Raw genomic sequence first — 23,598 nt, forward strand, 5'->3', positions numbered from 1 at the left:
GGAAATCATGGCGCCAGTGCAATTCCATCGGCTGCAGATCGCCGAAGTCATCACGGAAACGGAGCAGGCGCATTCGCTGGTCTTCGCGCTGCCTGACGGCTTGCGCGATGCCTTCGCCTATCGTCCCGGCCAGTTCCTGACGCTGCGCGTGCCCGTCGACGGCGTGCCGCTGCAGCGCTGCTATTCGCTGTCGAGCACGCCCGAGGTCGACCACGCCTTGCGCGTGACGATCAAGCGGGTGCAAAGCGGGCGCGTCTCCAACTGGATCTGCGACCACCTCGGCGCGGGCGATACGGTCGAGGTGATGCCGCCGGCCGGCGTCTTCACCCCGCCCACGCTGCATGGCGATTTCCTGCTGCTGGCCGGCGGCAGCGGCATCACGCCGGTGCTGTCGATCGCGAAGGCCGCACTGCGCCACGGGCGCGGCGCGGTGACGCTGGTTTATGCCAACCGCGACGAGCGCTCCGTCATCTTCCGCGAGGCGCTCGGCGAGCTGGCGGACAGCCACCCCGGCCGGCTGCGCGTGATCCACTGGCTGGACAGCGTGCAGGGGCCGCCGACGCAGCGCCAGGTCGAGGAACTGGTGCGGCCGTGGAGCCTGGCCGAGTGCTTTGTCTGCGGGCCTGGTCCATTCATGGACGCGGCGCAGGCGGCGCTGCAGCAGCTTGGCGTGCCGCGCGGCAAGCTGCATGTGGAGCGCTTCGTGTCCCTGCCGGATGTGGCAGCGGCCAAGACACCGGCGGCGCCTGTCCCGAACGAGCCCGCCGCCATGCGCGGCGCGGCGCTGACCGTGCAGCTCGACGGCGCAGCCCACCAGCTCAATGTCGCGCCCGACGAGACGGTGCTGGATGCGCTGCAGCGCGCCGGCGTCGCCGCCCCCAGTTCCTGCCGTGCGGGCCTGTGCGGCGCCTGCATGTGCCAGGTGACGCAGGGCGACGTGACGCTCGGCGAAAACCACGTGCTCGATCGCGCCGACCTCGACGCGGGCTGGACGCTGGCCTGCCAGGCGCGCCCCGCGAGCGACGAACTCCACCTGAAGTTCCCGGATTGACATGACCCCATCTGACACCATCGACGACATTGCGGTGCTGGCCGGCCAGGACGCCCAGGAAGCCGCCGCCAACGAGGATATCGCTGCCACCATTCCCGAGCTGGTGCGGCGCGCGGCGCTGCGCCACGGCGAGCGTATCGCCATCCAGGAGGACGGGCTGCGCCTGAGCTACGCCGCGCTGGATGCCTGCCGGACCGAAGCGGGCCGCGCGCTGATGGCGCTCGGCGTGCAGCCGGGCGACCGCGTTGCGGTATGGGCGCCGAACTTCTCGGAATGGATCATCGCGGCGCTGGCCACGCACAGCGTGGGCGCCGCGCTGGTGCCGCTCAATACGCGCATGAAGGGCGCCGAAGCGGGCGCCGTGCTGGCCGACAGCGGCGCTCGGCTGCTGGTCTGCGTCGACGACTTCCTCGGCGAAAGCTATCCGCAGATGCTGGCGCCGCATCGTCCCGCCACGCTGGAGCGGATGGTGATCCTGCGGCCGGGGCAGGGCAGGGCGCTGGGCGACGGCGAACTGGCGTGGGATGGCTTCCTTGCACAGGCGCAGCAGGTGGACATGGCGGCGTTCGCGCAGCGCGAGGCCGGCGTGCGCGGCGACACGCCGATGGACATCATGTTCACCTCGGGCACCACCGGGCGGCCCAAGGGCGTGATGACCGCGCACGCGCAGAACCTGCGCGCCATCGACGGCTGGGCGGCGATCACGGGCGTGCGCGCCGGGGACCGCTACCTGATCGTCAATCCCTTCTTCCATACCTTCGGCTACAAGGCGGGATGGCTTGCCGCCTTGTCGCGCGGCGCCACGGTGCTGCCGCACCTGGTGTTCGATGCCGAAGCCGTGATGACGCGCGTGGAGAACGAGCGCATTACGGTGCTGCCGGGGCCGCCGACGCTCTACCAGACGCTGCTCAACGCGCCGCGGCTGCGCGAGTTCGACCTGTCATCGCTGCGGGTTGCGGTGACCGGCGCCTCGGCGATCGCGCCGGTGCTGATCGAACGCATGCGCGAGGAACTGGGCTTTGACACCGTGATCACCGGCTATGGCCTGACCGAGTCGTGCGGCTTCGCCACGCTGACCCGCGCCGGCGACGATGCCGAAACGGTGGCCGGCACCTCCGGCCGCGCCATGCCGGGGATCGAGCTGCGCTGCGTCGACGCGCAGGGGCGGCCGGTCGCGACCGGCGAGCCGGGCGAGGTGCTGGTGCGCGGCTACAACGTGATGCAGGGCTACTTTGGCTTGCCGGAGGCGACCGCCGAAGCCATCGACGCCGACGGCTGGCTGCATACCGGCGATGTCGGCACGCTCGATGCGCGGGGCTACCTGCGCATTACCGACCGCATCAAGGACATGTTCATCGTCGGCGGCTTCAACTGCTATCCGGCGGAGGTGGAGAAGCTGCTGACGGCCCACCCGGCGGTGGCCCAGGTCGCGGTGGTGGGCATGCCGCATGAGCGGCTGGGCGAAGTGGGGCGCGCCTACGTGGTGCTGCGCCATGGCGCACGCCTGGATGCCGAGACCCTGATCGTCTGGGCGCGCAGGCACATGGCTAACTACAAGGTGCCGCGCGAGGTGCTGTTCGTCACATCGCTGCCGGTGAGCGCGGCGGGCAAGGTGCTGAAGTATCAGCTGCGTGAAGCCTGATCAACGGAGATTGAATATGACCGAGATTGCCGGCATTGCCGACCGCCTTTCACGGCTGGAAGCCGCGGATGCGATCCGGGCGCTTAAGCTGCGCTACCTGCGGGCGTGCGATGACAAGGATCCGCAAGCCATGCGGGCCTGCTTCGTGCCGGACAACGCGCATATCCACTATGACCGCATTGGCAGCTTTGCCGGGCGTGATGCGCTGGTGCAGTGTTTTGCGGAGCTGGCTTGCCGGCCTACGCTGCGGGAGATGCATTTTGCCGGGCAGTCGGAGATCCGGGTGCTGGATGAGGCGTCGGCGCAGGGTAGCTGGGATCTGGCGTATCTGGCGCTGGATGACGTCAACGGTTCGCGCACGTTCCTGACCGGGCGCTATGCGGATGAGTATGTGCGGATCGATGGGGTGTGGTTGATCCGGTCGACGGAGTTTACGACGGCGTTGCTGTCGCAGGGCAGCTAAAACCTCGCTTGTTTGCTCCCCTCTCCCACTGCGCGGGAGAGGGGAGCGTATGCGTGGGGCGTTGGCTAGCCCAGGCCCTACTCCACGATCGCAGGATGCACCGCCGGCGGACCGCCCAGCACCTCCCGGTACGAAGGCGGCTGCACCCCCTGCGCATCGACAATCCCATACCCCAGCGCGGCCTCCGCCGCGATCAGCACCTGGCCGGATTTCTCCATCAGCCCGGGATCGCGATACAGCGCCGCAATGACTTTCCCGGTGAATTCAGGGGTCTCCGCCACGGTGGCGAACGATGCGTACTTGTCGGGATGCTGTTCCCACACGCGCTGCGTGCGCGCGGTGCGCAACGGCCCCATCCACACCGAGACCGCCGCCACGCCGTGCGGGCGCAGGTCGACCGCCATGTCATGGGCAAACTTGTCGATGCCGGCCTTCTGCGCCCCATACGCCGGGCCATGCATATAGCAGTTGGCGCCAAACGACGACGTGAACACGATCAGCCCCCGCCCGCGCGCCGCCATCATCGGCGCCGCATGCCAGCTGGCCACGTAGCCCGAGCGCAGGCCAACGTCGAGAATCCCGGTCATCTCCAGCGGCTTCTGCCAGAAGGGGCCGGGCATGATGAGTTCGTCATGCAGGAAGGTGGCGTTGTTGACGAGGATATCGATCCGCCCGATCTCCTCGCGCACGCGCGCGAACAGCTGCGCCACCTGCGCATTGTCGCGATGATCGCAGGCGACCGCGATGCCGCGACCGCCCAGCGCATCGATCTCGCGCGCCGTGGCGTGGATGGTGCCGGGCAGCGGCGCGCTGCCTTCCTGCTCCGTACGCCCGGTCACGTACACCGTGGCACCGGCAGCGCCGAGCGCCAGCGCAATGCCCTTGCCGGCACCACGAGAGCCGCCCGTGACGACCGCGACGATGGGCTGTTCCGTCTGCTTCATTTCTGTCTCCTGTATCAGTGAAATGCGGGCGCCGTTGGGGCCGCCCGTCCTCGTCGAAAGCTTGGGGCGGGCGAGGCACCGCTACATCCTTCGTTCGGACTAAACGGCATCCGTACCGGTTACTACACGCGGACGATGGCCGGCTGCGCGGCAGGGTTGACGATAGTCGCCATCCCAACGACCGGTCGCGCATCCTGCCCCGGCCGGTCACAACCAAGGAGTGAGCCTGGCCATGTCCGATCTGGAGCACAAGCAAGCCATTCACGCGCTGACCTGCCGCTATGCGCAGGCGGTGGACCGGCGCGATTTCCCGCGCCTGGCGGATCTGTTCACCCCCGATGCGCGGCTCACCGGGCCAGGCTTCTGCATGGACGGACCGCAAGCGATTGCCGAGGGCATGTCGGCACTCGGCAAGTACAGCGCCACGCAGCACCACATGCACCAGCAATTGGTTGAGCTCGATGGCGATGCCGCCACCGGCGAAACCTATTGCGTCGCCAACCACTTGTATGAGCAGGACGGCGTGCAGCGCAAGCTGGACTGGGGCATCCGTTACCAGGACCGCTTCGAGCGATGGCAGGGCCGGTGGCGCATCGCAGCGCGCGAGCTGGTGGTCGACTGGACGCAGGACCTGCCGCTGCGGGGGGCATGATGACGACGAATCGTGTACTGGAAGGGAAGACCGCCCTCGTTACCGGCGGCGCGGGCGGCATCGGTGCGGCCAGCGCGCTGGCGCTGCTTCGCGACGGCGCGGCGGTAGTGCTGATGGGGCGGCGCCGCGAAGCGCTGGAAGCAGCACGGCGCGACCTGCTTGCGCAAGTGGCCGGCGCCGCGGTTGAAATCAACGTCGGCGACGCATGCCGCGAGGCGGATGTGCAGGCCGCGCTGCGGCAGGCCTGGGAGATGGAACGCCGCCTCGATATCGTGGTGGCGACGGTCGGCGGCGGCGGCTTCCGTCCCATGCTGATGCATGACACCGCGTCCCTGATGGCCGAACTGGAGCTGAATATCGCCAGCGCCTTCCTGGCGCTTCGTCACGCCTCGCCACTGATGGCGCCGCAAGGCGGCGCCATCGTCTGCATTTCGTCGAACGCGGCGCGCATGACCTGCCGCTGGCTGTCGGCGTACTGCGCCGCCAAGGCGGGCCTGGAAGCCTTCGTGCGCGCGGCGGCCGAGGAACTGGCCGGCTGCGGCATCCGCGTCAACGCGGTGCGCCCTGGACTGACCCGCTCCGGCGCGACCGGGCCGATGTTCGACAACCCGGCCATGCTCGACAAGTTCGTCGCGCAGATGCCGCTGGGACGTGCCGGCGAGCCGGACGACATTGCCAGCGCGGTGCGCTACCTGGCTGGGCCGGAATCGGGCTGGGTCACCGGCCAGAGCATCGCTGTCGACGGCGGCAGCGAGCTGCGCGGCAATCCCATCCTCGATGAAACCGTGGCGGCGGTGTATGGCGAAGCCGCGCTGCACGCGGTGCTGGCCGGCAGGATTCCCGACGCCGCGTGAAGCGGACCACACAAGGAGAGAGAAGATGGATCAGGTCAAGGGCAAGGTCGCGCTGGTCACCGGCGCGGCCAGTGGGGTAGGGCGCGCCGACGCGCTGCTGCTGGCTGCGCAAGGCGCGCGCGTGGTGCTCAGCGACGTCAATGAGGAAGCCGGGCAGGCGCTCGCCCGCGAGATCGGCGATGCGGCATTGTTTATACGCCACGACATCGCCAGCGAAGACGACTGGCGCAAGGCCGTGGCCGCGGCACAGGACCGCTTCGGGCGGCTCGATGTGCTGGTCAACAATGCGGCCATCTGCCCGCCGGGATCGATCGAGGAAACCTCGCTCGACTGCTGGCGGCAGGTCATGCGCGTCAATGCCGACGGGTATTTCCTCGGCTGCAAGTTCGGCGTGCAGGCGATGAAAGGCAATCCGGCCGGCGGCTCCATCATCGTGATGTCGTCCGTGGCAGCGCTGGGCGGCTTGCCGATGATGTGCGCGTACAGCGGCGCGAAAGGCGCCGTGACAGCGCTGGCGCGCAGCGTGGCCGTGCACTGCAAGCGCAACGGCTATCGCATCCGCTGCAACTCGATCCACCCCGACGGCATCTGGACACCGATGACGCAGGCGCTGGTGCCGGATCTTGACCCGGTGGCGCTGGGCATCGGCACGGACCCGATGGCACGCATGTGCCAGCCGGAGGATGTGGCCAACCTGGTGCTGTTCCTGGCTTCGGACGCATCGCGCTTCATCAATGGCGCGGAACTGCGCATCGACAACGCGCAACTGATCTCGGGGCTGTAAGACCCGCCGCGGCGGCCTGCGCGGGCCGCCGCGGTGCCGCCTTTAGCTGTACTGCGCCACGATTTCGCTCACCGTGCGCAGGATGTCGCGGCGGCGATAGCCGAGCAGGACAGTCTCGGCCGCGTCCGGCTCGTAGTAGAGCGTGTTGCCCCGGCCGAAGCAGATCGCCGAGTCAGGCAGCAACGGGTGCTCCTGGTCGATGACCGGCGGTACCGGGCGGCCGGCATCGCGGAAGAATGCGCCGAAGTATTCCTGGAAGGTCAGGTTCTCGTCGCCCACGAGGTAGGCCTTGCCATTCTCGCCGCGCAGCAAGGCACCTTCGATCGCTTCCGACAGCGACATGGCCGAGATGAAGTTGACGCCGCCCGGCGGCGCGAAGTCCGGCATCGGCGCAAAGCCGCCCCTGGCGTAGTCGGTATAGGCCTTGAACATCGGGACAGTCAGGCCCGGCACCGTGCCCACGACGAACGGCGCATTGACGCTGCTGACGCGGAAGGCATCCGTCGCCAGTGCGCGCACGCCTGCGTCGGCCAGCTTGCGCGAGCGGATATAGGCGTTGTCTTCGGCCAGTTGCGGTGCCGCCTGCGGATAGAAGCTGCCGACGTGCACCGCGACCCGGATGCCGGCATCGCGCGCGGCGCGGAAAAAACGCGGCACGCCTTCGACGTTGGCGCGTTCCCAGTGTGCCGCTTCGTCGCCGCCAGGCGGGACGTGGCGCACATCGTTGCCGGCGGCGAATACCAGCGCATCGAAGGCACCGAGCTGCGCCGCAGGCAGGTCGTTGGCGATGTAGTCGCAGCGCAGGAAGTCCAGCCCGCCCAGCGGCGTGCCGGGGGCGGGTCGGTTGCGGCCCGCGATGGTGACTTCGTGCCCGCGGCTGCGCAGGTGCAGGGCCGCGTGGCCCCCGATCATGCCGGCGCCGCCGACGATCAGTATCTTCATGCTTGTCTCCTTGGTTGGATGGTGTGGCCGGGTGGTGTGGCTGCGTGGCGCCGCCATCAGAGGTTCATGCCGTTGCCGCCGATGACCGGCATGTTGGTCCACGCGCCCTGCGGATCGCGGTACCAGCCGGCGGCGGCCAGCGCGCCGCCGTTGACATGCAGCGCCGTGCCGGTGATCCAGGCGGCGCGCGGGCTGGCCAGGAACAGGATGCCGTCGGCGATGTCCTGCGGCGTGCCGAAGCGGCCCAGCGGGATCCAGCGCGGGATATGGTGCTGGTGCTCCGCGGCGACCATCTGCGATACGGGGACCTGCGGCGTTTCGGTGGTTTCGGGGGCGATCAGGTTGACGCGGATGCCCGCGGGCGCCAGCTCCAGCGCCAGGCTCTGCGTGAAGCCGGTGATGGCAGCCTTGAAGGCGCCGTAGACGCTGCAGTACGGAATGCCGCGGAAGGCCTCGATCGACGACACGCTGACGATGCTGCCGGCTTCACTGCGCCGCAGCAGCGGCAGCATGGCGCGCGTGACGGTGAAGACGTGGCCGAGGTTGGCCGCGTAGAGGCTGGCAATCTCGGCGTCGTCATAGTGCTCGAACGGCTTGGCGATGCGCAGGAAGTCGCCGACGTTGTTGACCAGCACGTCGAGCCGCCCGAAACGCTGATCGATCTGCGCGGCCAGTTCGCGTACGGTGCCGGCGTCGGCGGCGTCTCCCTGTACCACCAGTACGTCGGCGCCGGCCTTGCCAAGCAGCGTGTGGGCATGGTCGGCGCGCTGCGCGTCGATCTCGATGATCGCCACGCGCGCGCCCTGGTCCAGAAAGGCTTGCGCGGTAGCGAGCCCGATGCCGGCGCCGCCGCCGGTGACCAGCACGGTCTTGTCGGTGAAATCCATCTCGGTTGCTCTCCTTCGGTTGCACTGCGGGAATGCGCGCATTTGATCCGCGGCTGGCGGGGCGAACATCGTCCGATTGCAGGTCAGGGAAAACACCGAGGGCTGCGCATTGGCGGGCAACGGGCGGGCAGCATCCCTATAATCTGCGCTGCCTCCAGGTGCCGCAGAGCGCCGGCAGGCACACACGTGGTGTGGAAACAGGAGACAAGGTATGTTGATGGCGACCGTTGAGGCGCAGGAAATGGCGTCGCCTTTGCTTGCGCAGTCAGGCCTGAGCGTCACGCAGTTCGGCGCGCTGCTGGCCGCGGTCTATGAAGGGCCGATGGAACCCGTGCCCTGGGGCCGCGCGCTCGAAATGCTGCGCAAGCAACTCGATGCCAGCTATGTGAGCTTTATCCTGCGCTCGCCCGCCAGCGACCGCAGCGGCCTGGCGGTGCATGCGTCGGCGCACGGCACCTCGCTGGAGGCAGAGGCTTCCTACAACAGCTACTACTACGCGATCGATCCGTTCATCAACCTGCCCACCGACCGCGCGGTGACGGTCGACGAGGCGCTGGGCGCGGGCAACTGGTGCCGCAGCGAGATCTACCGCCAGTTCCTGCAGCCGCTAGGCATCCGCTACCTGCTGGGCGCGGACATTCGTACCGAGGACGGTGTCGAGTGCCGCCTGCGCATCTGCCGGCAGGACGACACGCAGGATTTCTCCGAAGTGGACAAGGCGGCCTGTGGCGCCATCCTGCCGCACCTGAAGCGCGCGATCCGGCTGCATTCCCGGCTGGACGTGGTCGAATCCGAGCGCTCGCTCTATGCGGGGGCGATCGACCGCATGCTGGTGGGCATGGTGATCCTCGACGCCTCCGGCACGATCCTCAAGAAGAATCCCGAGGCCGACGAGATCCTGGCGGAGAACGACGGCATCCGCCTCAACGGGAACATCTTCGAGATTGCCTACGCCCAGGAGAGCCGCAAGTTCCAGTACCTGCTGCGCCGCGCGCAGATGGGACACCACGGCAGCGCGCCGGCACTGGCCGAAGCCATGTCCATCACCCGCCCGTCCGGGCGCGGCAAGCTCGGCGTGCTGATCCGCACCATCCCGCTCAGCGAATGGTCCGAAGAAAACCGGCACCGGCCAGCGTGCGCGGTCTTTATCCGCGATCCCGAGCGCAAGTCGCGCGCCTCGCACGAGGTGGTGCGCAAGCTGTTCGACCTCACCCCCGCCGAAACCGCGCTGGCACTGGTGCTTGCCGACGGCATGACCCTTGACGAAGCCGCGGAGGCATTGGGTACCAGCAAGAACACGGTACGCGCCCACCTGCGCGCGATCTTCTCCAAGACCGGGGTCACGCGGCAGGCCACGCTGGTGCGCATGCTGCTGAGCAGTGTCGTGACGCTCGGCTGAGCGCCAGCGTGTCGTCCTCCCTCTAGTCCGACTGGAGGATGATCGCCGCCATCCACGCGCCTAGCATGCACAGGACCAGCGGGCGCGGCAGCCGGATGGCACGTCATGCGGACGCAGCGAGGCATGGGTTCCGCAATCAATCCGGTTCCGCGCACGCTTCAACCTGTCCGGCCACGGCCGGCAACTTTACCAGGGAGCGTGGAGCATGGAAAAAGTCATCTATATCGTCTGGCGCGATCCGCGGAACGAGCCGGCGGAGTTCGCGCGCCGGTTGCGCACGACGCTGGCCGACAAGCTGCTGGCGCTGGGCGCGCGCGGATTGCAGGTCAACGTGGCGGATGACGCCGTGCTGCCTGCAGCGGGCCTGCGGCAGACGAACACCCGGCCGCAAATGGAAGGGCTGGTCTCGCTCTGGATCGACAGCGCCGTCGACCGCCTGCGCCAGCCGTTCGACCAGGCGGTCGAGGCCGCGGTCGGCCGCATGGCAGCGTACCTCGTCACGGAGTCCCAGCCGATCCGCAATACGCGTTTCCCCGTCGCGCCGGGGGAGCGCACCCCCGGCTTCGCGCAACTGGCCTTCCTGACGCGCCCGCCGCGGCTCACGCCGCAGGCGTGGCTGGATACCTGGCACAACCATCACACCCAGGTGGCGGTCGAGACCCAGGATAACTTCCTGTACGTGCAGAACGTGGTGGTGCGGCCGCTCAGCTACGCCGCGCCACCTTGCGACGCGATCGTCGAGGAATGCTTCCCCGACGCGGCAATGACCGACCCGCAGGCGTTCTTCGACGCCGTCGGCGATGAAGAGAAGTTCCAGCGCAACCTGCAGGCGATGATGGCCAGCTGCCAGCGCTTCATCGACTTCGACAGGATCGACGTAGTCCCCACCAGCCAGTACGTCGTCCGCCCCGCCAGCGCCTGAATCCGGCCCCGGATCGGCTAGTCCCACTGGACGATGTGCCGGGTGGCCGCGCACGGAAGAATAGGTCTCATCAGCCAGCAGTGGCAACGAACAGAGGAGACCGGCATGTTGGATATCCGTGCGCTTGGCTACATCGTGGTCGAGTCCACCGACCTGGGGCAATGGCGGCAGTATGCCGGGCAGGTGCTGGGCATGGCCTGTTCCGGCGCCCCGGGCGGCGCGCTGTACGTGAAGATGGATGAGCGCGACTACCGCTACCTGGTGGTGCCGGGCGCGCGAGACCGCTATCTCGCATCGGGTTGGGAGCTGGCCGACGAACTGGCCTATCGTCACGCGCTCGACACGCTGCGGCAGGCCGATGTCGAAGTCGTGCACGCCAGCCCCGCGGAGCTGGCGCAACGCCGGGTGCAGGCCATGGCCTGGTTCACCGATCCGTCTGGCAACCGCCACGAGGTCTCATGGGGCATGCGCTCGGACTTCCTGCGCTTTGTCTCGCCGGTCGGCGTGCCGCGCTTTATCACCGACCCCATGGGCGCCGGCCATACCGTGCTGCCCGCGCCGGCCTTCGACCAGACCTACGCCTTCCTGCGCGACGTGATGGGCTTCGGCCTGTCCGACATCTACCGCGTGCGCTTCAGCAGCGATCCCGATGAGCCGGAGAAGCGCATCCACTTCCTGCACTGCGCCAACGGCCGCCACCACAGCCTGGCGATCTTCGAGATGCCGTCGGAAGCCGGCTGCATCCACGTGATGGCCGAAGTGCCCGACATGGCCGAGGTGGGGCGCGCGCTCGACCGCGTGCACCAGCACGGCGTGAAGCTGTCCGCCACGCTGGGCCAGCACTGCAACGACCGCATGACTTCCTTCTACATGAAGACGCCGGGCGGCTTCGACCTCGAATACGGCCACGGCGGACTGGTGGTGGACTGGGGCCACCACGCCGCCTACGAAGCCACGCGCGTCAGCCTGTGGGGACACGACTTCAGCATCGGATACCGCTAGACACCATGACCAAGACAATCGACAAGACCATGAGCGCGGCCGACGTGGTCGGCCAGCTCGCCGATGGCATGACCATCGGCATCGGCGGCTGGGGCCCGCGCCGCAAACCGATGGCGCTGGTGCGCGAGATCCTGCGCTCGCCGCTGAAGGACCTGACCGTGGTCGCCTATGGCGGCCCCGAGGTCGGCATGCTGTGCGCGGCCGGCAAGGTGCGCCGGCTCGTGTTCGGCTTTGTCTCGCTCGACGTGATCCCGCTCGAGCCATATTTCCGCCAGGCGCGCGAGCGTGGCGCGCTGGAAGTGACCGAGCTTGACGAAGGCATGTTGCAGCTCGGCCTGCGCGCGGCGGCGGCGCGGCTGCCGTTCCTGCCGACGCGCGCATCGCTGGGCACCGACGTGCAGGCGAGGAATCCGCAGCTGAAGACCGTGCGCTCGCCCTATGCCGATGGCGAGGTGCTGCTGGCGATGCCGGCGATCGAACTCGACGCGGCGCTGCTGCATGTGAACGAGAGCGATGTGCTCGGCAACACCCGCATCGACGGCCCCGATCCGTTCTTCGATGAGTGGTTCGCCCGCGCCGCGCGGCGCTGCTATGTGAGCTGCGAAACGCTGCATCCGCGTCTTGAAGAGGAGGACCTGGCGCACGCCCGCAGCAACCCCTTCGAACGCTCGCTGGTGACGGGCGTGGTGCACGCGCCCGCCGGTGCTCATCCCACCTCGTGCGCACCCGCCTATGGCTGGGACCTGCCGGCGCTGAAGGCGTACTGTGCCAGCGCCGAGGCCGAGGATGACGGCTTCCGCGCGTACCGCGACGAGGTGGTGGGCGCCAGCGAAGCGGCCTACCTGGAGCGCATCGGCGGCCTCGGCCACGTGCATGACCTGCCGCTGCCCGTCCTTTGAACCGCCGTCTGAACCCGCCAACCCAAGGAGCGACCGTGAGCGCCACTTATGAATTCACCCGCGCCGAGCTGATGATCGCCGCCGCTGCCCGCGCCTGGCGCGACGACGGCGAGGTGCTGGCCACCGGCATCGGCACCGGCCCGCGCATCGCCGCCGGCCTGGCGCGGCTTGCGCACAACCCAGGGCTGCTGATGACCGACGGCGAGGCCTACCTGGTGGAGACGCCGGTGCCGCTGGGTCCGCGCGAGGCCGGCTACAAGGTCCGCGCCAGCGGCTGGATGGGCTATTCGCGCGTGTTCGACTGCCTGTGGGGCGGGCGCCGCCACGCGCTGGTGATGCCGACGCAGATCGACCGCTTCGGGCAGGCCAATATTTCCTGCCTGGGCGGCACCCATGCGCAGCCTAAGACGCAGCTGCTCGGCGCGCGCGGTTTCCCGGGCAACAGCATCCACCACGCAAACTCCTTCTTCGTGCCGGGGCACAGCACGCGCGCGTTTGTCGGCGGCGAAGTCGACATGGTCTGCAGCGCCGGCTACAACCCGGCGCGCCAGATCGAAGGCATGCGCAGTTTCGTCGACCTGCGCGTGATCGTCACCGACCTGTGCGTGATGGATTTCGGCGGGCCTGCCCATGCCATCCGCGTGCGCTCGCTGCACCCGGGCGTGAGCTTCGAGCAGGTGCAGGCGGCGACCGGCTTTGCGCTGGCAAACGCCCCCGGCGAAGCCTTGCCGGAAACGGAGCCACCGACGCCGGAAGAGCTGCGGCTGATGGCCCGGCTCGATCCGCACAACCTGCGCGCCACGATCGTGCGCGGCAACCCTTCCGGACGCGCGTGAAACTGACATGACATCGCCTGCCATCGAACCCATCAGCCTGGGCCCGAACGCCGAGGTGCTCTACCAGGTTACGGACGGCATCGCCACCGTGACCATGAACCGGCCGCAGTTCCACAACGCCCAGAACTCGAAGATGACGTATGCGCTGGACGAGGCCTACCGGCGCGCTTCCGCCGACGACGCGGTCAAGGTCATCGTGCTGCGCGGCGCCGGCAAGCACTTCTCCGCGGGGCACGACATCGGCACGCCGGGGCGCGACATCAACGAGTCGTTCGAGCGCGCCTCGCTCTGGTACGACCACGTCAACAAGCCCGGCGGCGAGTTCCTCTATGCGCGCGAGCAGGAGGTCTACCTGGGCATGTGCCGGCGCTGGCGCGAACTGCCCAAGCCGACCATTGCGATGGTGCACGGCGCCTGCATTGCCGGTGGCCTGATGCTGGCCTGGGTGTGCGACCTGATCGTGGCCTCGGACGATGCCTTCTTTGCCGATCCGGTGGTGCGCATGGGCATCCCGGGCGTGGAGTACTTCGCGCATGCCTACGAGCTGCACCCGCGCATCGCCAAGGAGTTCCTGTTCCTGGGCGAGCGCATGGGCGCGGAGCGCGCCGAGCGCATGGGCATGGTCAACCGCGTGGTGCCGCGGGATGCGCTGGAGGACACCGTCTACGGCATGGCCGCCAGGGTCGCGCAGATGCCGCGGCTGGGCCTGACGCTGACCAAGCAGGCGGTCAACCATGTGGAAGACCTGCAGGGCAAGCGTACGGCGATGGATGCGGTCTTTGCCTGGCACCACTTCGCGCATGCGCACAACGAGCTGGTCAGCGGCGACAAGCTCGGCGGCTATGACGCGCGCGCCATGGCGGCGTCGCAACGCAGCGGCGGCGAGGAGAAGGCATGAGCACCGGCATGAGCAACGCGAGCCTGCACACCGTGCTTTGCGACCTGCTGGGCTGCCGCTACCCCATCGTCCAGACCGCGATGGGCTGGGTGGCGGACGCGAAGCTGGTCGCCGCCAGCGGCAACGCCGGGGCCTTTGGCTTCCTGGCCGGCGCAACCATTCCGTCCGGCGAGGTCGAGCAGGAGATCCTGCGCGTCAAGGCGCTCAGCGACCGGCCCTTCGGCATCAACTTCCACATGTTCCAGCCGAACGCGGACGAAGTGATCGAAATGGCGATCCGCCACCGGCTGCGCGCGGTCAGCTACGGGCGCGGCCCTGACGCGAAGATGGTCGGCCGGCTCAAGGCGGCGGGGATCGTCTGCATGCCGACGGTCGGCGCCGGCAAGCATGCGGCCAAGGCCGTGGCGATGGGTGCGGACGTGGTCACCGTGCAGGGCGGCGAGGGTGGCGGCCATACCGGCGGCACGCCGACAACGCTGCTGCTGCCGCAGGTGCTGGACAGCGTCAGCGTGCCGGTGGTGGCCGCGGGCGGCTTCTTCGACGGCCGCGGGCTGGCCGCCGCGCTGGCCTATGGCGCGGCCGGCGTGGCCATGGGCACGCGCTTCCTGATGTCGGCCGAATCGCCGGTGCCGGCGCAGACGCTGGAGCGCTACGTCAAGGTGCGCGACCCGGGCCGGATCCGCGTGTCGCTGGCCATCGACGGGCTGCCGCAGCGGATGATCGACAACACGCTGCTGCTGGAACTGGAGAAAGCCGGCCCGTGGCGGCGCACCTGGCTGGCGCTGTCGGCCGCGCGCAAGTGGCAGGCGCGCACCGGCATGCGCAGCGCACAGATGCTGGCGACTGCCTGGCGCGCGATGCGCGAGCAGGACTACAGCGCCGCGCAGACGCTGATGGCCGCCAACGCGCCGGTGCTGATCCAGCGCGCGATGGTGGAAGGGTGTCCGGATGAAGGCGTGTTGCCCAGCGGGCAGGCAGCGGCGGTAATCGGCGCGATCGAATCGTGCGAGCAGATCGTTTCCGGCATGGCCGCGCAGGCGCAGGCACGGCTCGAGGCGCTGGCAGGAGCCGGACTGGCTGCAGCGGCCTGACCTACAGACAGAGGAGACCATGCAAATGAACCACAAGACCGGGCCGTTCCGCATCGACACCGCCGACGGCATCGCCGAACTGGTGATCGACCATCCGCCCGTCAACGCGCTCGACAACGCCGGCTGGCACGCGCTGGCGGCCGCCATTGATCGCCTGGGCGCGGACCCCGCCGTGCGCGTGATCGTACTGCGCGGCGAAGGGCGCGGCTTCTGCGCGGGCGTCGATATCAAGGAGCTGTCCGCACACCCCGAGCGCATCGTCGAGGTCAATGCCGGCAACTACGCCACCTTCCGCGCCGTGCACCGTAATCCCAAGCCGGTCATCGTGGCCGTGCACGGCTTTGTGCTCGGCGGCGGCATCGGCATCTGCGGCGCCGCCGACATCATCGTCGCGTCGGATTGCGCGCGCTTTGGCGTGCCCGAAATCGACCGCGGCGCCATGGGCGGCGGCGCGCACCTGCAGCGCATGTTCGGCGTGCAGAAGGTCAGGGCGATGTACTTCACCGGCGAGATGATCGATGCCGCCGAAGCGTACCGGCTCGGCGCGGTCGAGCGCGTGGTTTCGCGTGTCGAGCTGCGCGACGCGGCCATGACCCTGGCCCGCCAGATCGCCGCCAAGAGCCCTGCCATGCTGCAGCTCGCCAAGGAAGCGCTCAACGGCGTCGAAGACGGCAACCTGGAGGACAAGTACCGCTGGGAGCAGGGCTTCACGCTGCAGGCCTATATGAGTGCGGATTCCGGCGAGGCGCGCGCCGCGTTTGTCGAACGGCGCGAAGCCAGCTTTTCACAAGGGGCGCGCGATGCAGCTTGAATACACCGACGCCCAGCGCGCCTTCCGCGCCGAGGTGCGCGACTGGATGGCCGCGCACGTACCGCGTTCGCCGCTGGCCAGCTTCGACACCGGGGAAGGCTTTGCCCAGCACCGCGCCTGGGAAGCCACCCTCAACCAGGGCCGCTGGAGCATGGTCACGTGGCCGGCCGAACTGGGCGGGCGCGGCTGCGACCTGATCGAGTGGCTGATCTTCGAGGAGGAGTACTGGCGTGCCGGCGCGCCGATGCGCGTCAACCAGAACGGCATCTTCCTGCTCGGTCCGACGTTGATGGAGTTCGGCACCGCGGCGCAGAAGGCGCGCTTCCTGCCGCGCATGGCCTCCGGCGAGCATATCTGGGCGCAGGGCTGGTCCGAGCCAAACGCCGGCTCCGACATGGCCGCGATCCGCTGCAGCGCGATCCGCGATGGCGATGACTATGTGATCAACGGCCAGAAGATCTGGTCGACGCGGGCGGTTTGGGCGGACTGGCTGTTCGGGCTGTTCCGCACCGACCCGGCCTCGACGCGCCACCACGGGCTGACCTTCGTGCTGGTGCCGCTCGATACGCCGGGCATCACCGTGCGCCCGATCCGCCAGCTCAACGGCCAGACCGGCTTTGCCGAGATCTTCTTCGACGACGTGCGCGTGCCGGTGGAGAACCGGCTGGCCGCGGAAGGCGCCGGCTGGCAGGTGGCCATGGCCACTGCCGGCTTCGAGCGCGGACTGATGCTGCGTTCGCCCGCCCGCTTCCAGGAGACCGCCCGCGCGCTGGTCAGGCTGTACCAGGCCAACCGCGAGGCGGCTGACCGCGACCCCTCGCTGCGCGACGCGGTGCTGCGCGCATGGATGGATGCGGAGGCCTACACGCTCTCGACCTACGCCACCGCGAGCCGGCTGGTGCGGGGCGGCCCGAATGCTCATATCGGCGCGGAATCGAGCACGAACAAGGTGTTCTGGTCCGAGCTGGACATCCATATGCACGATACCGCGCTGGCCATCCTGGGGCAGGCCGCAGAAGTCGCGCCAGCGGGCCAGCCGCCGGGTTCTCTCGGCCACTGGCTGGATGGCTTCCTGTTCTCGCAGGCCGGGCCGATCTATGCCGGCACCAACGAGATCCAGCGCAACATCGTCGCCGAGCGCCTGCTTGGCATGCCGCGCGCATGACGGCACCCGGGGGAAACACCATGGATTTCGCATTGACCGAAGAGCAGGAACAGTTTGCCGAGGCGATCCGGCGCTTCCTGATGACCGAGATGACGCCCGAGCTGACGCGCGAGCTGTGGAGCACCGGGACCGGCCGCTCCGACGCGCTGTGGCGCCAGCTTGCCGACCAGGGACTGACCGCGCTGATGGTGCCGCAGGAGCAGGGCGGGCTGGGGCTGGGCGAGGTGGAATGGGCGCCGCTGGCGCAGGCATGCGGCTACTTCGCGCTGCCTGAGCCGCTGCTCGACACCGCGCTGGTGGCAACCGGCCTGCTGCGCGATGCACTGGCGCTCGGGCCACACCCGGCGCCCCACGCGGCGGCGCGCGAGCGCTGCGCCGCGCTGCTGGAGCGCATCGCCGGCGGCGATGCCCGCGTGGCGGTCGCGCATCCGCAGGAGCGGCTGGTGGCCGACGCCCATGTCGCCGACGCCATCCTCTGCGCGCAGGATGGCGCGGTCCACCTGCTGCGGCCAGACCAGGCCACGCTGACGGCGCGCACCGGCCTCGATCCTTCACGCCGGCTGTTCGAGCTGTCGTGGACGCCGGCCCCGGATACCGAGCTGATCCCCGCCGGCACTGGCCTGTGGGACATGGCACTGAACCGGGGCGCGCTCGGCGTGGCCGCGCAGCAGCTGGGCCTGACGCAGCGCATGCTGGACCTGGCGATCGACTACAGCGCGCAGCGCAAGCAGTTCGGCAAGGCCATCGGCGCCTACCAGGCGGTCAAGCACCTGCTGGCCGACGTGGCGATCCAGCTCGAGTTCGCCAAGCCGGTGCTGCTGCGCGCCGCCGCGGCGCTGGCGCATGGCTTGCCGCACGCAGGAATGCATGTCTCGCATGCCCGCGTCGCGGCCGCGCGCTGCGCATGGACCGCGGCACGCCAGGCCATCCAGGTGCATGGCGCGATGGGCTACACCTGGGAGCTGGACCTGCAGATCTTCACCAAGCGTGCCTGGGCCCTGGCGGGAAGCTGGGGCGACCGCGCCTTCCACAAGGCGCGCCTGGGCGCGCACATCCTGGACGGCGAGCATGCCCTCGGCGCCGGCGCCACGTTTGCCTGAATTGCCCGATCCCAAGGAGAACCATGACCATGAAAGACGCCTATATCGTTGATGCCCTGCGCACGCCCACCGGGCGCCGCAAGGGCGGACTGTCGCACGTGCACGGCGCCGACCTGGGCGGCTTCGTGCTGGCCGAGCTGGTGCGCCGCAACGGCATTCCCGCGGAAGACTACGACGACGTGGTGTTCGGCTGTGTCGACACCATCGGCCCGCTGGCCGGCAATATCGCGCGGAGCGCGTGGCTGGCCGCCGGCCTGCCGCTGACGGTGCCGGGCGTGACCGTGGACCGCCAGTGCGGCTCGTCGCAGCAGGCCGTGCACTTTGCCGCGCAGGCGGTCATGAGCGGCACGCAGGACGTGGTGATCGCCGGCGGCGTGCAGACCATGACGCAGATCCCGATCTCGTCGGCCATGCTGGCCGGGCAGGCGCTGGGCTTTGCCGACCCGTTCTCGGGCAGCAAGGGCTGGCAGGCGCGCTTCGGCGATGCGCCGGTGTCGCAGTTCCACGCCGCGCAGCGCATTGCCGAGCACTGGAAGCTGTCGCGCGAGGCGATGGAAGCCTATGCGCTGCAAAGCCACCAGCGCGCCGCGGCCGCGATCGAGGGCGGCCGCTTTGCCCGCGAGATCGTGCCGTGCGAGGGCGTGAAGCATGACGAGACGCCGCGCCCCGATACCACGCTGGCCAGGATGGCCGCGCTGGAGCCGCTGATGCCGGGCAGTGCGCTGACCGCCGCGGTGTCCAGCCAGACCGCCGACGCCGCCGCCGCGCTGCTGATCGTTTCCGAGGATGCGCTCAAGCGCTACCAACTCAAGCCGCGGGCGCGCATCGCGCATATGAGCGTGATGGGCGATGACCCGCGGTGGATGCTGACGGCGCCGATCCCCGCGACCAAGCGCGCGCTGGAGCGCAGCGGCTTGCGCCTGGCGGATATCGACGTGGTCGAGATCAACGAAGCCTTCGCCTCGGTGGCGATGGCCTGGCTGGCCGAGACCGGCTACGCGCCCGAGCGCACCAACCCCAACGGCGGCGCGATCGCGCTGGGCCACCCGCTGGGCGCCACCGGCGCGCGCCTGATGACCACGCTGCTGCACGAACTCGAACGCACCGGCGGCCGCTACGGCCTGCAGACCATGTGCGAGGGCGGCGGGCTGGCCAACGTCACCATCATTGAACGGCTGTAAGGAGACCGCCATGGGAATCTGCGACGGACGCACTGTCATCATCACCGGCGCCGGCGGCGGGCTGGGGCGCGCCTATGCACTGGCCTTCGGCGCCGAGGGCGCTAATGTGGTCGTCAACGACATCCGGCGCGAGGCGGCCGAGGCGGTCTGCGCGGAAATCCGCGCCGCTGGCGGCAGCGCCTTGGCCAGCGATGAAGACATCACGCAACTCGCCACCGCGCAGCGCATCGTCGATGCCGCGGTCGAGGCCTTCGGCGAGGTGCACGTGCTGGTCAACAACGCCGGCATCTGCCGCGACCGCATGTTCGTCAGCCTGACCGAGGCGGACTGGGACGACGTGATGCGTGTGCACCTGCGCGGCCACTTCTGCCTGGCCAACCTGCTGGCCAGGCGCTGGCGCGATGCGGCCAAGGCCGGCCGCGTTGTCGACGCGCGCATCATCAACACCAGCTCCGGCGCGGGCCTGCAGGGCTCGGTCGGACAGTCCAACTACGCCGCCGCCAAGGCCGGCATTGCCGCGCTGACGCTGGTGCAGGCCGCCGAGCTGGGCCGCTATGGCATCACCGCCAACGCGCTGGCGCCGGCCGCGCGCACCGGCATGACCGAGCAGGTCTTCGCCGACATGATGAAGGCGCCGGAAGGCGGCTTCGACTACTACGATCCGGCCAACGTCGCGCCGCTGGTGGTGTGGCTCGGCAGCGCGGACTCGGCGCAGGTCAACGGCCGCATGTTCGAGGCGGCCGGCGGCATGGTGTCGCTTGCCGATGGCTGGCGCACCGGGCCGAAAGCCGACAAGGGCGGGCGCTGGCAGCCTGCGGAAGTGGGCGCGGCGGTGGCCGGACTGCTGGCGCAGGCGCAGCCGCCCCAGGCGGTCTACGGCACCTGAGCGCGACGGCCATGGACTTCTCTCATTCCGTGGAATTTGGCGTCGAACACCAGATGGTCCGCGACAGCGCGCGCGACTACCTCGCCGTGCACAGCGATTCGGCGGCGGTGCGGCGCGCGACCGAGGCGGGTCCGGCGCACGATGACGCGCTGTGGCGCGCAATCGCGGGCGAGCTTGGCTGGTGCGGCATCGCGTTGCCCGAAGCGGTGGGCGGCGCCGGCCTGGGCGCACCGGGGCTGGTGTTGCTGCAGGAGCAACTGGGACAGCGCCTGGCTTGCGTGCCGTTCTGGTCCACCGCCTGCGTGGCCGCGCCGTGGCTGCAGGGCAGCATCGGCAATGGCGCGCAGTGGCTGGAACGCCTGGCCGCCGGCGAGTGCCGGGCCGCTGCAGTGCTCCCTGACGATGGCGGCTGGCACTACGACGGTGTCGCGATCACCGCGCTGGCAGGCGCGGACGGCTTCGTGCTGCGCGGCAGCGCCGGCCAGGTGGCCGATGCCGCTGGCGCCGACTGGTTGCTGGTGCCGGCACGGCTCGATGACGGCTCGCCCGCGCTGTTCCTGCTGGAACCCGCTGCGCTGGCGCAGGATGCGCGCTTCGTGCTGGCGCCGCTGGACACGCTCGACCGCACGCGGCCGCTGGCATCGCTGCGGCTGGACGGCCTGTCCGTTGCGCCAGGTGCCTGCCTGGTACGCGGGAACGACGCGGCGCAGGGCCTGGCCCGGGCCTGGTGGCACGGCAAGCTGATGTTGGCGGCGGAGCAGCTCGGCGCGGCCCAGCAGTGCCTGGACCTGACCGTCGCCTATGCGTCGGAGCGCATCCAGTTCGGCCGCGCCATCGCTTCGTTCCAGGCGGTCAAGCACCGCTGCGCGCAGATGATGGTGCTGGTCGAGGCCGCGCGCTCGGCGGTGTATGGCGCGGCGCAGGCGTGGGAATCGGAGCCTGCCGACCAGGCCCGCCTCGAAATCGCCGCCGCTTCCGTCGCGGCCGACGATGCCCTGCGCTTCTGTGCGCAGGAGGCCATCCAGCTGCATGGCGGCGTTGGCTTTACCTGGGAATATGACCCCCAGCTCTATTTCAAGCGCGCACAGGCTGCCGGCCACTGGCTGGGCGGCGCCCGGGCAGCGCTCGCATATCTCGCAGACCATGGCCCGCAAGCCTGGAGGACAGCATGAGCGCGCATGAAGAGCAGGCATTCCGCGCCGAGGTGGCGCAGTGGATGGTCGCCAACCTGGCCGGCGAGTTCGCCTGCCTGAAGCACCGCGGCGGCCCCGGCGACGAAGAGGCCTTCCCCAAACTGCGCAAGGCGTGGGAACGGCGCCTGGCCGAGGGCGGCTGGACCGGGCTGGGCTGGCCGCGCGCGCATGGCGGGCGCGAGCAGCCGGTGATGCAGCAGGTGATCTTCCACGAGGAATACGCGCGCGCCGGCGGCCCGGGCCGCATGGGTCATATCGGCGAAGGGCTGATTGGCCCGACCCTGATCGCCTTCGGCACCGCGGACCAGAAGGCGCGCCTGCTGCCCGGCATCCGCAACGGCACCACATTCTGGTGCCAGGGCTATTCAGAGCCCGGCGCGGGCTCGGACCTGGCCAATGTGCGCACGCGCGCGGTCCGCGATGCCGCCAGCGGCGACTGGCTGGTCAGCGGCCAGAAGGTGTGGACCTCGCTCGCGCACGACTCGGACTGGATTTTCGTGCTGGCGCGCTGCGAGCCCGGCTCGCGCGGCAGCAAGGGGCTGGTGTTCCTGATGCTGCCGCTGGACCAGCCCGGCATCGAGATCCGCCCGATCCGCCAGATGGGCGGCGGCGCGGAATTCAATGAGGTTTTTTTCGACGGCGCGCGCGCCGCGGCCGCCGACGTGCTGGGCGAGCCCGGCGACGGCTGGCGCATCGCCATGGCGCTGCTCGGCTTCGAGCGCGGCATCTCCACGCTCGGCCAGCAGATGCAGTTCACGCATGAGCTGGAATGGGTGGCGCAGGCCGCGCGCGACAACGGCAGCAGCCGCGACGCGCTGGTGCGCCAGCGCATCGCGCGCGCCTGGGCCGGCCTGCGCGTGATGCGCGCCAATGCGCTGCGCATGCTGGCCGGTGCGGCGCAGGCCGGGCAGGACGGCGGCACTGCCTTGCAGCGGGAGGCGCTGATCTACAAGTACTACTGGTCCAACTGGCACCGCGACCTTGGCCAGCTCGCGCTGGACGTGCTGGGCCCGCTCGCCAACGTGCTCGACCCCGGTGACACGCGCCGCACCCGGCTGCAGCAGATGGCGCTGTTCTCGCGCGCCGACACCATCTACGCCGGCACCAACGAAATCCAGCTCAACATCATCGCCGAACGCGGGCTGGGCATGCCGCGCGAGGCCCGAGGACAGTCATGACCCTGAACACCGAAGCTCCCGCAGTCCCGGCCTATGTGCCCGGCCACCAACTGCTCGCCGGCAAGAGCGTTCTGATTACCGCCGCGGCCGGCGCCGGCATCGGCTTTGCCGCCGCGCGCCGCTGTGCGGAGGAGGGCTGCCGCGCGCTAATGATTTCCGATATCCATCCGAAGCGGCTGGACGAGGCGGTCGAAAGCCTGCGCGCGGAAACCGGCCTGCAAGCCATTCACGGCCAGCTGTGCGATGTGTCCGACGAAGCGCAGGTACGCGCACTCGTGGCCGCCGCCGAGGAAGCGCTCGGCGGTACCGACGTGCTGATCAACAACGCCGGCCTGGGCGGCTCGCGCCGCCTAGTTGATATGGACGATGCCGAGTGGTCGCGCGTGATCGATATTTCCCTCACCGGCACCTTCCGCATGACGCGCGCGATGCTGCCGCATATGCAGGCGCGCCGGCGCGGCGCCATCGTCAACAACGCGTCGGTGCTCGGCTGGCGCGCGCAGAAGGAGCAGTCGCACTATGCCGCGGCCAAGGCCGGGGTGATGGCGCTGACGCGCTGCAGCGCGATGGAGGCCGCGGAATTTGGTGTGCGCATCAATGCCGTGGCGCCGAGCATCGCGCTGCACGACTTCCTGAAGAAGTCGGCGCCGGCGGACCTGCTGCGGCAACTCAGCGAACGCGAGGCGTTCGGGCGTGCGGCGGAGGTGTGGGAGGTGGCCAATGTGATGGTGTTTCTGGCTAGTGACTATGCGTCGTACATGACGGGGGAAGTGTTGCCGGTGAGCAGCCAGCGGGCCTGAAGGGCTGAAAGTTGGTGC

24 protein-coding genes are annotated in these 23,598 nt (G+C 69.4%); 21 read left to right on the forward strand and 3 right to left on the reverse strand.

The window, feature by feature from the left end:
- Positions 1-7 precede the first annotated feature (7 nt).
- From E1J61_RS14910 to E1J61_RS14920, 3 genes are read left to right on the forward strand one after another with little or no spacing between them, the layout of a single operon-like run.
- A complete protein-coding gene (locus E1J61_RS14910) occupies positions 8-1,051 on the forward strand; it encodes a ferredoxin--NADP reductase (RefSeq protein WP_133094834.1) in 1,044 nt (347 codons plus the stop codon).
- 1 nt (position 1,052) lies between these two features.
- A complete protein-coding gene (locus E1J61_RS14915; protein WP_133094835.1) occupies positions 1,053-2,693 on the forward strand; it encodes a FadD3 family acyl-CoA ligase in 1,641 nt (546 codons plus the stop codon).
- A 16-nt stretch (positions 2,694-2,709) separates the two neighbouring features.
- The gene (locus E1J61_RS14920) at positions 2,710-3,156 is read left to right on the forward strand and encodes a nuclear transport factor 2 family protein (RefSeq protein WP_133094836.1); all 447 of its coding nucleotides are present in this window, start codon (positions 2,710-2,712) and stop codon (positions 3,154-3,156) included.
- A 77-nt stretch (positions 3,157-3,233) separates the two neighbouring features.
- Here E1J61_RS14920 and E1J61_RS14925 read toward each other — a convergent pair whose 3' ends face one another.
- Positions 3,234-4,100: an SDR family NAD(P)-dependent oxidoreductase gene (locus tag E1J61_RS14925; protein WP_133094837.1), complete on the reverse strand. Its 867-nt coding sequence runs from the start codon at positions 4,098-4,100 to the stop codon at positions 3,234-3,236.
- A gap of 232 nt (positions 4,101-4,332) precedes the next feature.
- Here E1J61_RS14925 and E1J61_RS14930 point away from each other — a divergent pair, with 232 nt between their 5' ends.
- From E1J61_RS14930 to E1J61_RS14940, 3 genes are read left to right on the forward strand one after another with little or no spacing between them, the layout of a single operon-like run.
- Positions 4,333-4,752, forward strand: a complete 420-nt coding sequence (locus E1J61_RS14930; RefSeq protein ID WP_133094838.1) for a nuclear transport factor 2 family protein — start codon at positions 4,333-4,335, stop codon at positions 4,750-4,752.
- On the forward strand, positions 4,749-5,606 hold the full coding sequence (locus E1J61_RS14935) for an SDR family NAD(P)-dependent oxidoreductase (protein ID WP_133094839.1): 858 nt from the start codon (positions 4,749-4,751) through the stop codon (positions 5,604-5,606). Before E1J61_RS14930 ends, E1J61_RS14935 begins: the two co-directional genes overlap by 4 nt.
- A gap of 25 nt (positions 5,607-5,631) precedes the next feature.
- Positions 5,632-6,390 (forward strand): SDR family oxidoreductase, encoded by a 759-nt coding sequence (locus tag E1J61_RS14940; RefSeq protein ID WP_133094840.1) that lies wholly within the window; start codon positions 5,632-5,634, stop codon positions 6,388-6,390.
- 42 nt (positions 6,391-6,432) lie between these two features.
- Here E1J61_RS14940 and E1J61_RS14945 read toward each other — a convergent pair whose 3' ends face one another.
- Both E1J61_RS14945 and E1J61_RS14950 read right to left on the reverse strand, forming a co-directional pair.
- Entirely contained in the window at positions 6,433-7,332 is a 900-nt protein-coding gene (locus tag E1J61_RS14945) for an NAD(P)-dependent oxidoreductase (RefSeq protein WP_133094841.1), read from the reverse strand.
- Between the two features lie 56 nt (positions 7,333-7,388).
- The gene (locus E1J61_RS14950) at positions 7,389-8,219 is read right to left on the reverse strand and encodes an SDR family NAD(P)-dependent oxidoreductase (RefSeq protein ID WP_133094842.1); all 831 of its coding nucleotides are present in this window, start codon (positions 8,217-8,219) and stop codon (positions 7,389-7,391) included.
- 211 nt (positions 8,220-8,430) lie between these two features.
- On the opposite strand from E1J61_RS14950, the gene E1J61_RS14955 reads away from it, so the two are divergent.
- From E1J61_RS14955 to E1J61_RS15025, 15 genes are all read left to right on the forward strand, one after another.
- Positions 8,431-9,618 (forward strand): helix-turn-helix transcriptional regulator, encoded by a 1,188-nt coding sequence (locus tag E1J61_RS14955; RefSeq protein WP_133094843.1) that lies wholly within the window; start codon positions 8,431-8,433, stop codon positions 9,616-9,618.
- A 205-nt stretch (positions 9,619-9,823) separates the two neighbouring features.
- Complete coding sequence (locus tag E1J61_RS14960) at positions 9,824-10,540, forward strand: EthD domain-containing protein (RefSeq protein ID WP_133094844.1); 717 nt, start codon at positions 9,824-9,826, stop codon at positions 10,538-10,540.
- Positions 10,541-10,645: 105 nt separating this feature from the next.
- The gene (locus E1J61_RS14965) at positions 10,646-11,542 is read left to right on the forward strand and encodes a VOC family protein (protein WP_133094845.1); all 897 of its coding nucleotides are present in this window, start codon (positions 10,646-10,648) and stop codon (positions 11,540-11,542) included.
- Between the two features lie 5 nt (positions 11,543-11,547).
- Positions 11,548-12,441: a CoA transferase subunit A gene (locus E1J61_RS14970; RefSeq protein WP_133094846.1), complete on the forward strand. Its 894-nt coding sequence runs from the start codon at positions 11,548-11,550 to the stop codon at positions 12,439-12,441.
- A 35-nt stretch (positions 12,442-12,476) separates the two neighbouring features.
- Positions 12,477-13,277, forward strand: coding sequence for a CoA-transferase subunit beta (locus E1J61_RS14975; RefSeq protein ID WP_133094847.1), 801 nt, complete (start codon positions 12,477-12,479; stop codon positions 13,275-13,277).
- 7 nt (positions 13,278-13,284) lie between these two features.
- Positions 13,285-14,175: an enoyl-CoA hydratase gene (locus tag E1J61_RS14980; protein ID WP_133094848.1), complete on the forward strand. Its 891-nt coding sequence runs from the start codon at positions 13,285-13,287 to the stop codon at positions 14,173-14,175.
- 8 nt (positions 14,176-14,183) lie between these two features.
- A complete protein-coding gene (locus tag E1J61_RS14985) occupies positions 14,184-15,266 on the forward strand; it encodes a nitronate monooxygenase family protein (protein ID WP_133094930.1) in 1,083 nt (360 codons plus the stop codon).
- Positions 15,267-15,285: 19 nt separating this feature from the next.
- A complete protein-coding gene (locus E1J61_RS14990; protein ID WP_133094849.1) occupies positions 15,286-16,077 on the forward strand; it encodes an enoyl-CoA hydratase family protein in 792 nt (263 codons plus the stop codon).
- Positions 16,067-17,242, forward strand: a complete 1,176-nt coding sequence (locus tag E1J61_RS14995; RefSeq protein WP_133094850.1) for an acyl-CoA dehydrogenase family protein — start codon at positions 16,067-16,069, stop codon at positions 17,240-17,242. Before E1J61_RS14990 ends, E1J61_RS14995 begins: the two co-directional genes overlap by 11 nt.
- Positions 17,243-17,262: 20 nt before the next feature.
- Positions 17,263-18,342, forward strand: coding sequence for an acyl-CoA dehydrogenase family protein (locus E1J61_RS15000; RefSeq protein WP_133094851.1), 1,080 nt, complete (start codon positions 17,263-17,265; stop codon positions 18,340-18,342).
- Between the two features lie 29 nt (positions 18,343-18,371).
- A complete protein-coding gene (locus E1J61_RS15005) occupies positions 18,372-19,523 on the forward strand; it encodes an acetyl-CoA C-acetyltransferase (protein ID WP_133094931.1) in 1,152 nt (383 codons plus the stop codon).
- A gap of 10 nt (positions 19,524-19,533) precedes the next feature.
- Positions 19,534-20,409: an SDR family oxidoreductase gene (locus tag E1J61_RS15010; protein ID WP_133094852.1), complete on the forward strand. Its 876-nt coding sequence runs from the start codon at positions 19,534-19,536 to the stop codon at positions 20,407-20,409.
- An 11-nt stretch (positions 20,410-20,420) separates the two neighbouring features.
- Complete coding sequence (locus E1J61_RS15015; RefSeq protein WP_133094853.1) at positions 20,421-21,581, forward strand: acyl-CoA dehydrogenase family protein; 1,161 nt, start codon at positions 20,421-20,423, stop codon at positions 21,579-21,581.
- The gene (locus tag E1J61_RS15020) at positions 21,578-22,780 is read left to right on the forward strand and encodes an acyl-CoA dehydrogenase family protein (protein ID WP_133094854.1); all 1,203 of its coding nucleotides are present in this window, start codon (positions 21,578-21,580) and stop codon (positions 22,778-22,780) included. Before E1J61_RS15015 ends, E1J61_RS15020 begins: the two co-directional genes overlap by 4 nt.
- Positions 22,777-23,580, forward strand: coding sequence for an SDR family oxidoreductase (locus E1J61_RS15025; protein WP_133094855.1), 804 nt, complete (start codon positions 22,777-22,779; stop codon positions 23,578-23,580). The genes E1J61_RS15020 and E1J61_RS15025 overlap by 4 nt, the downstream gene beginning before the upstream one ends.
- The last annotated feature ends 18 nt before the right edge of the window (positions 23,581-23,598 follow it).

Source organism: Cupriavidus sp. L7L (assembly GCF_004353535.1).
Lineage (GTDB): Bacteria > Pseudomonadota > Gammaproteobacteria > Burkholderiales > Burkholderiaceae > Cupriavidus > Cupriavidus oxalaticus_A.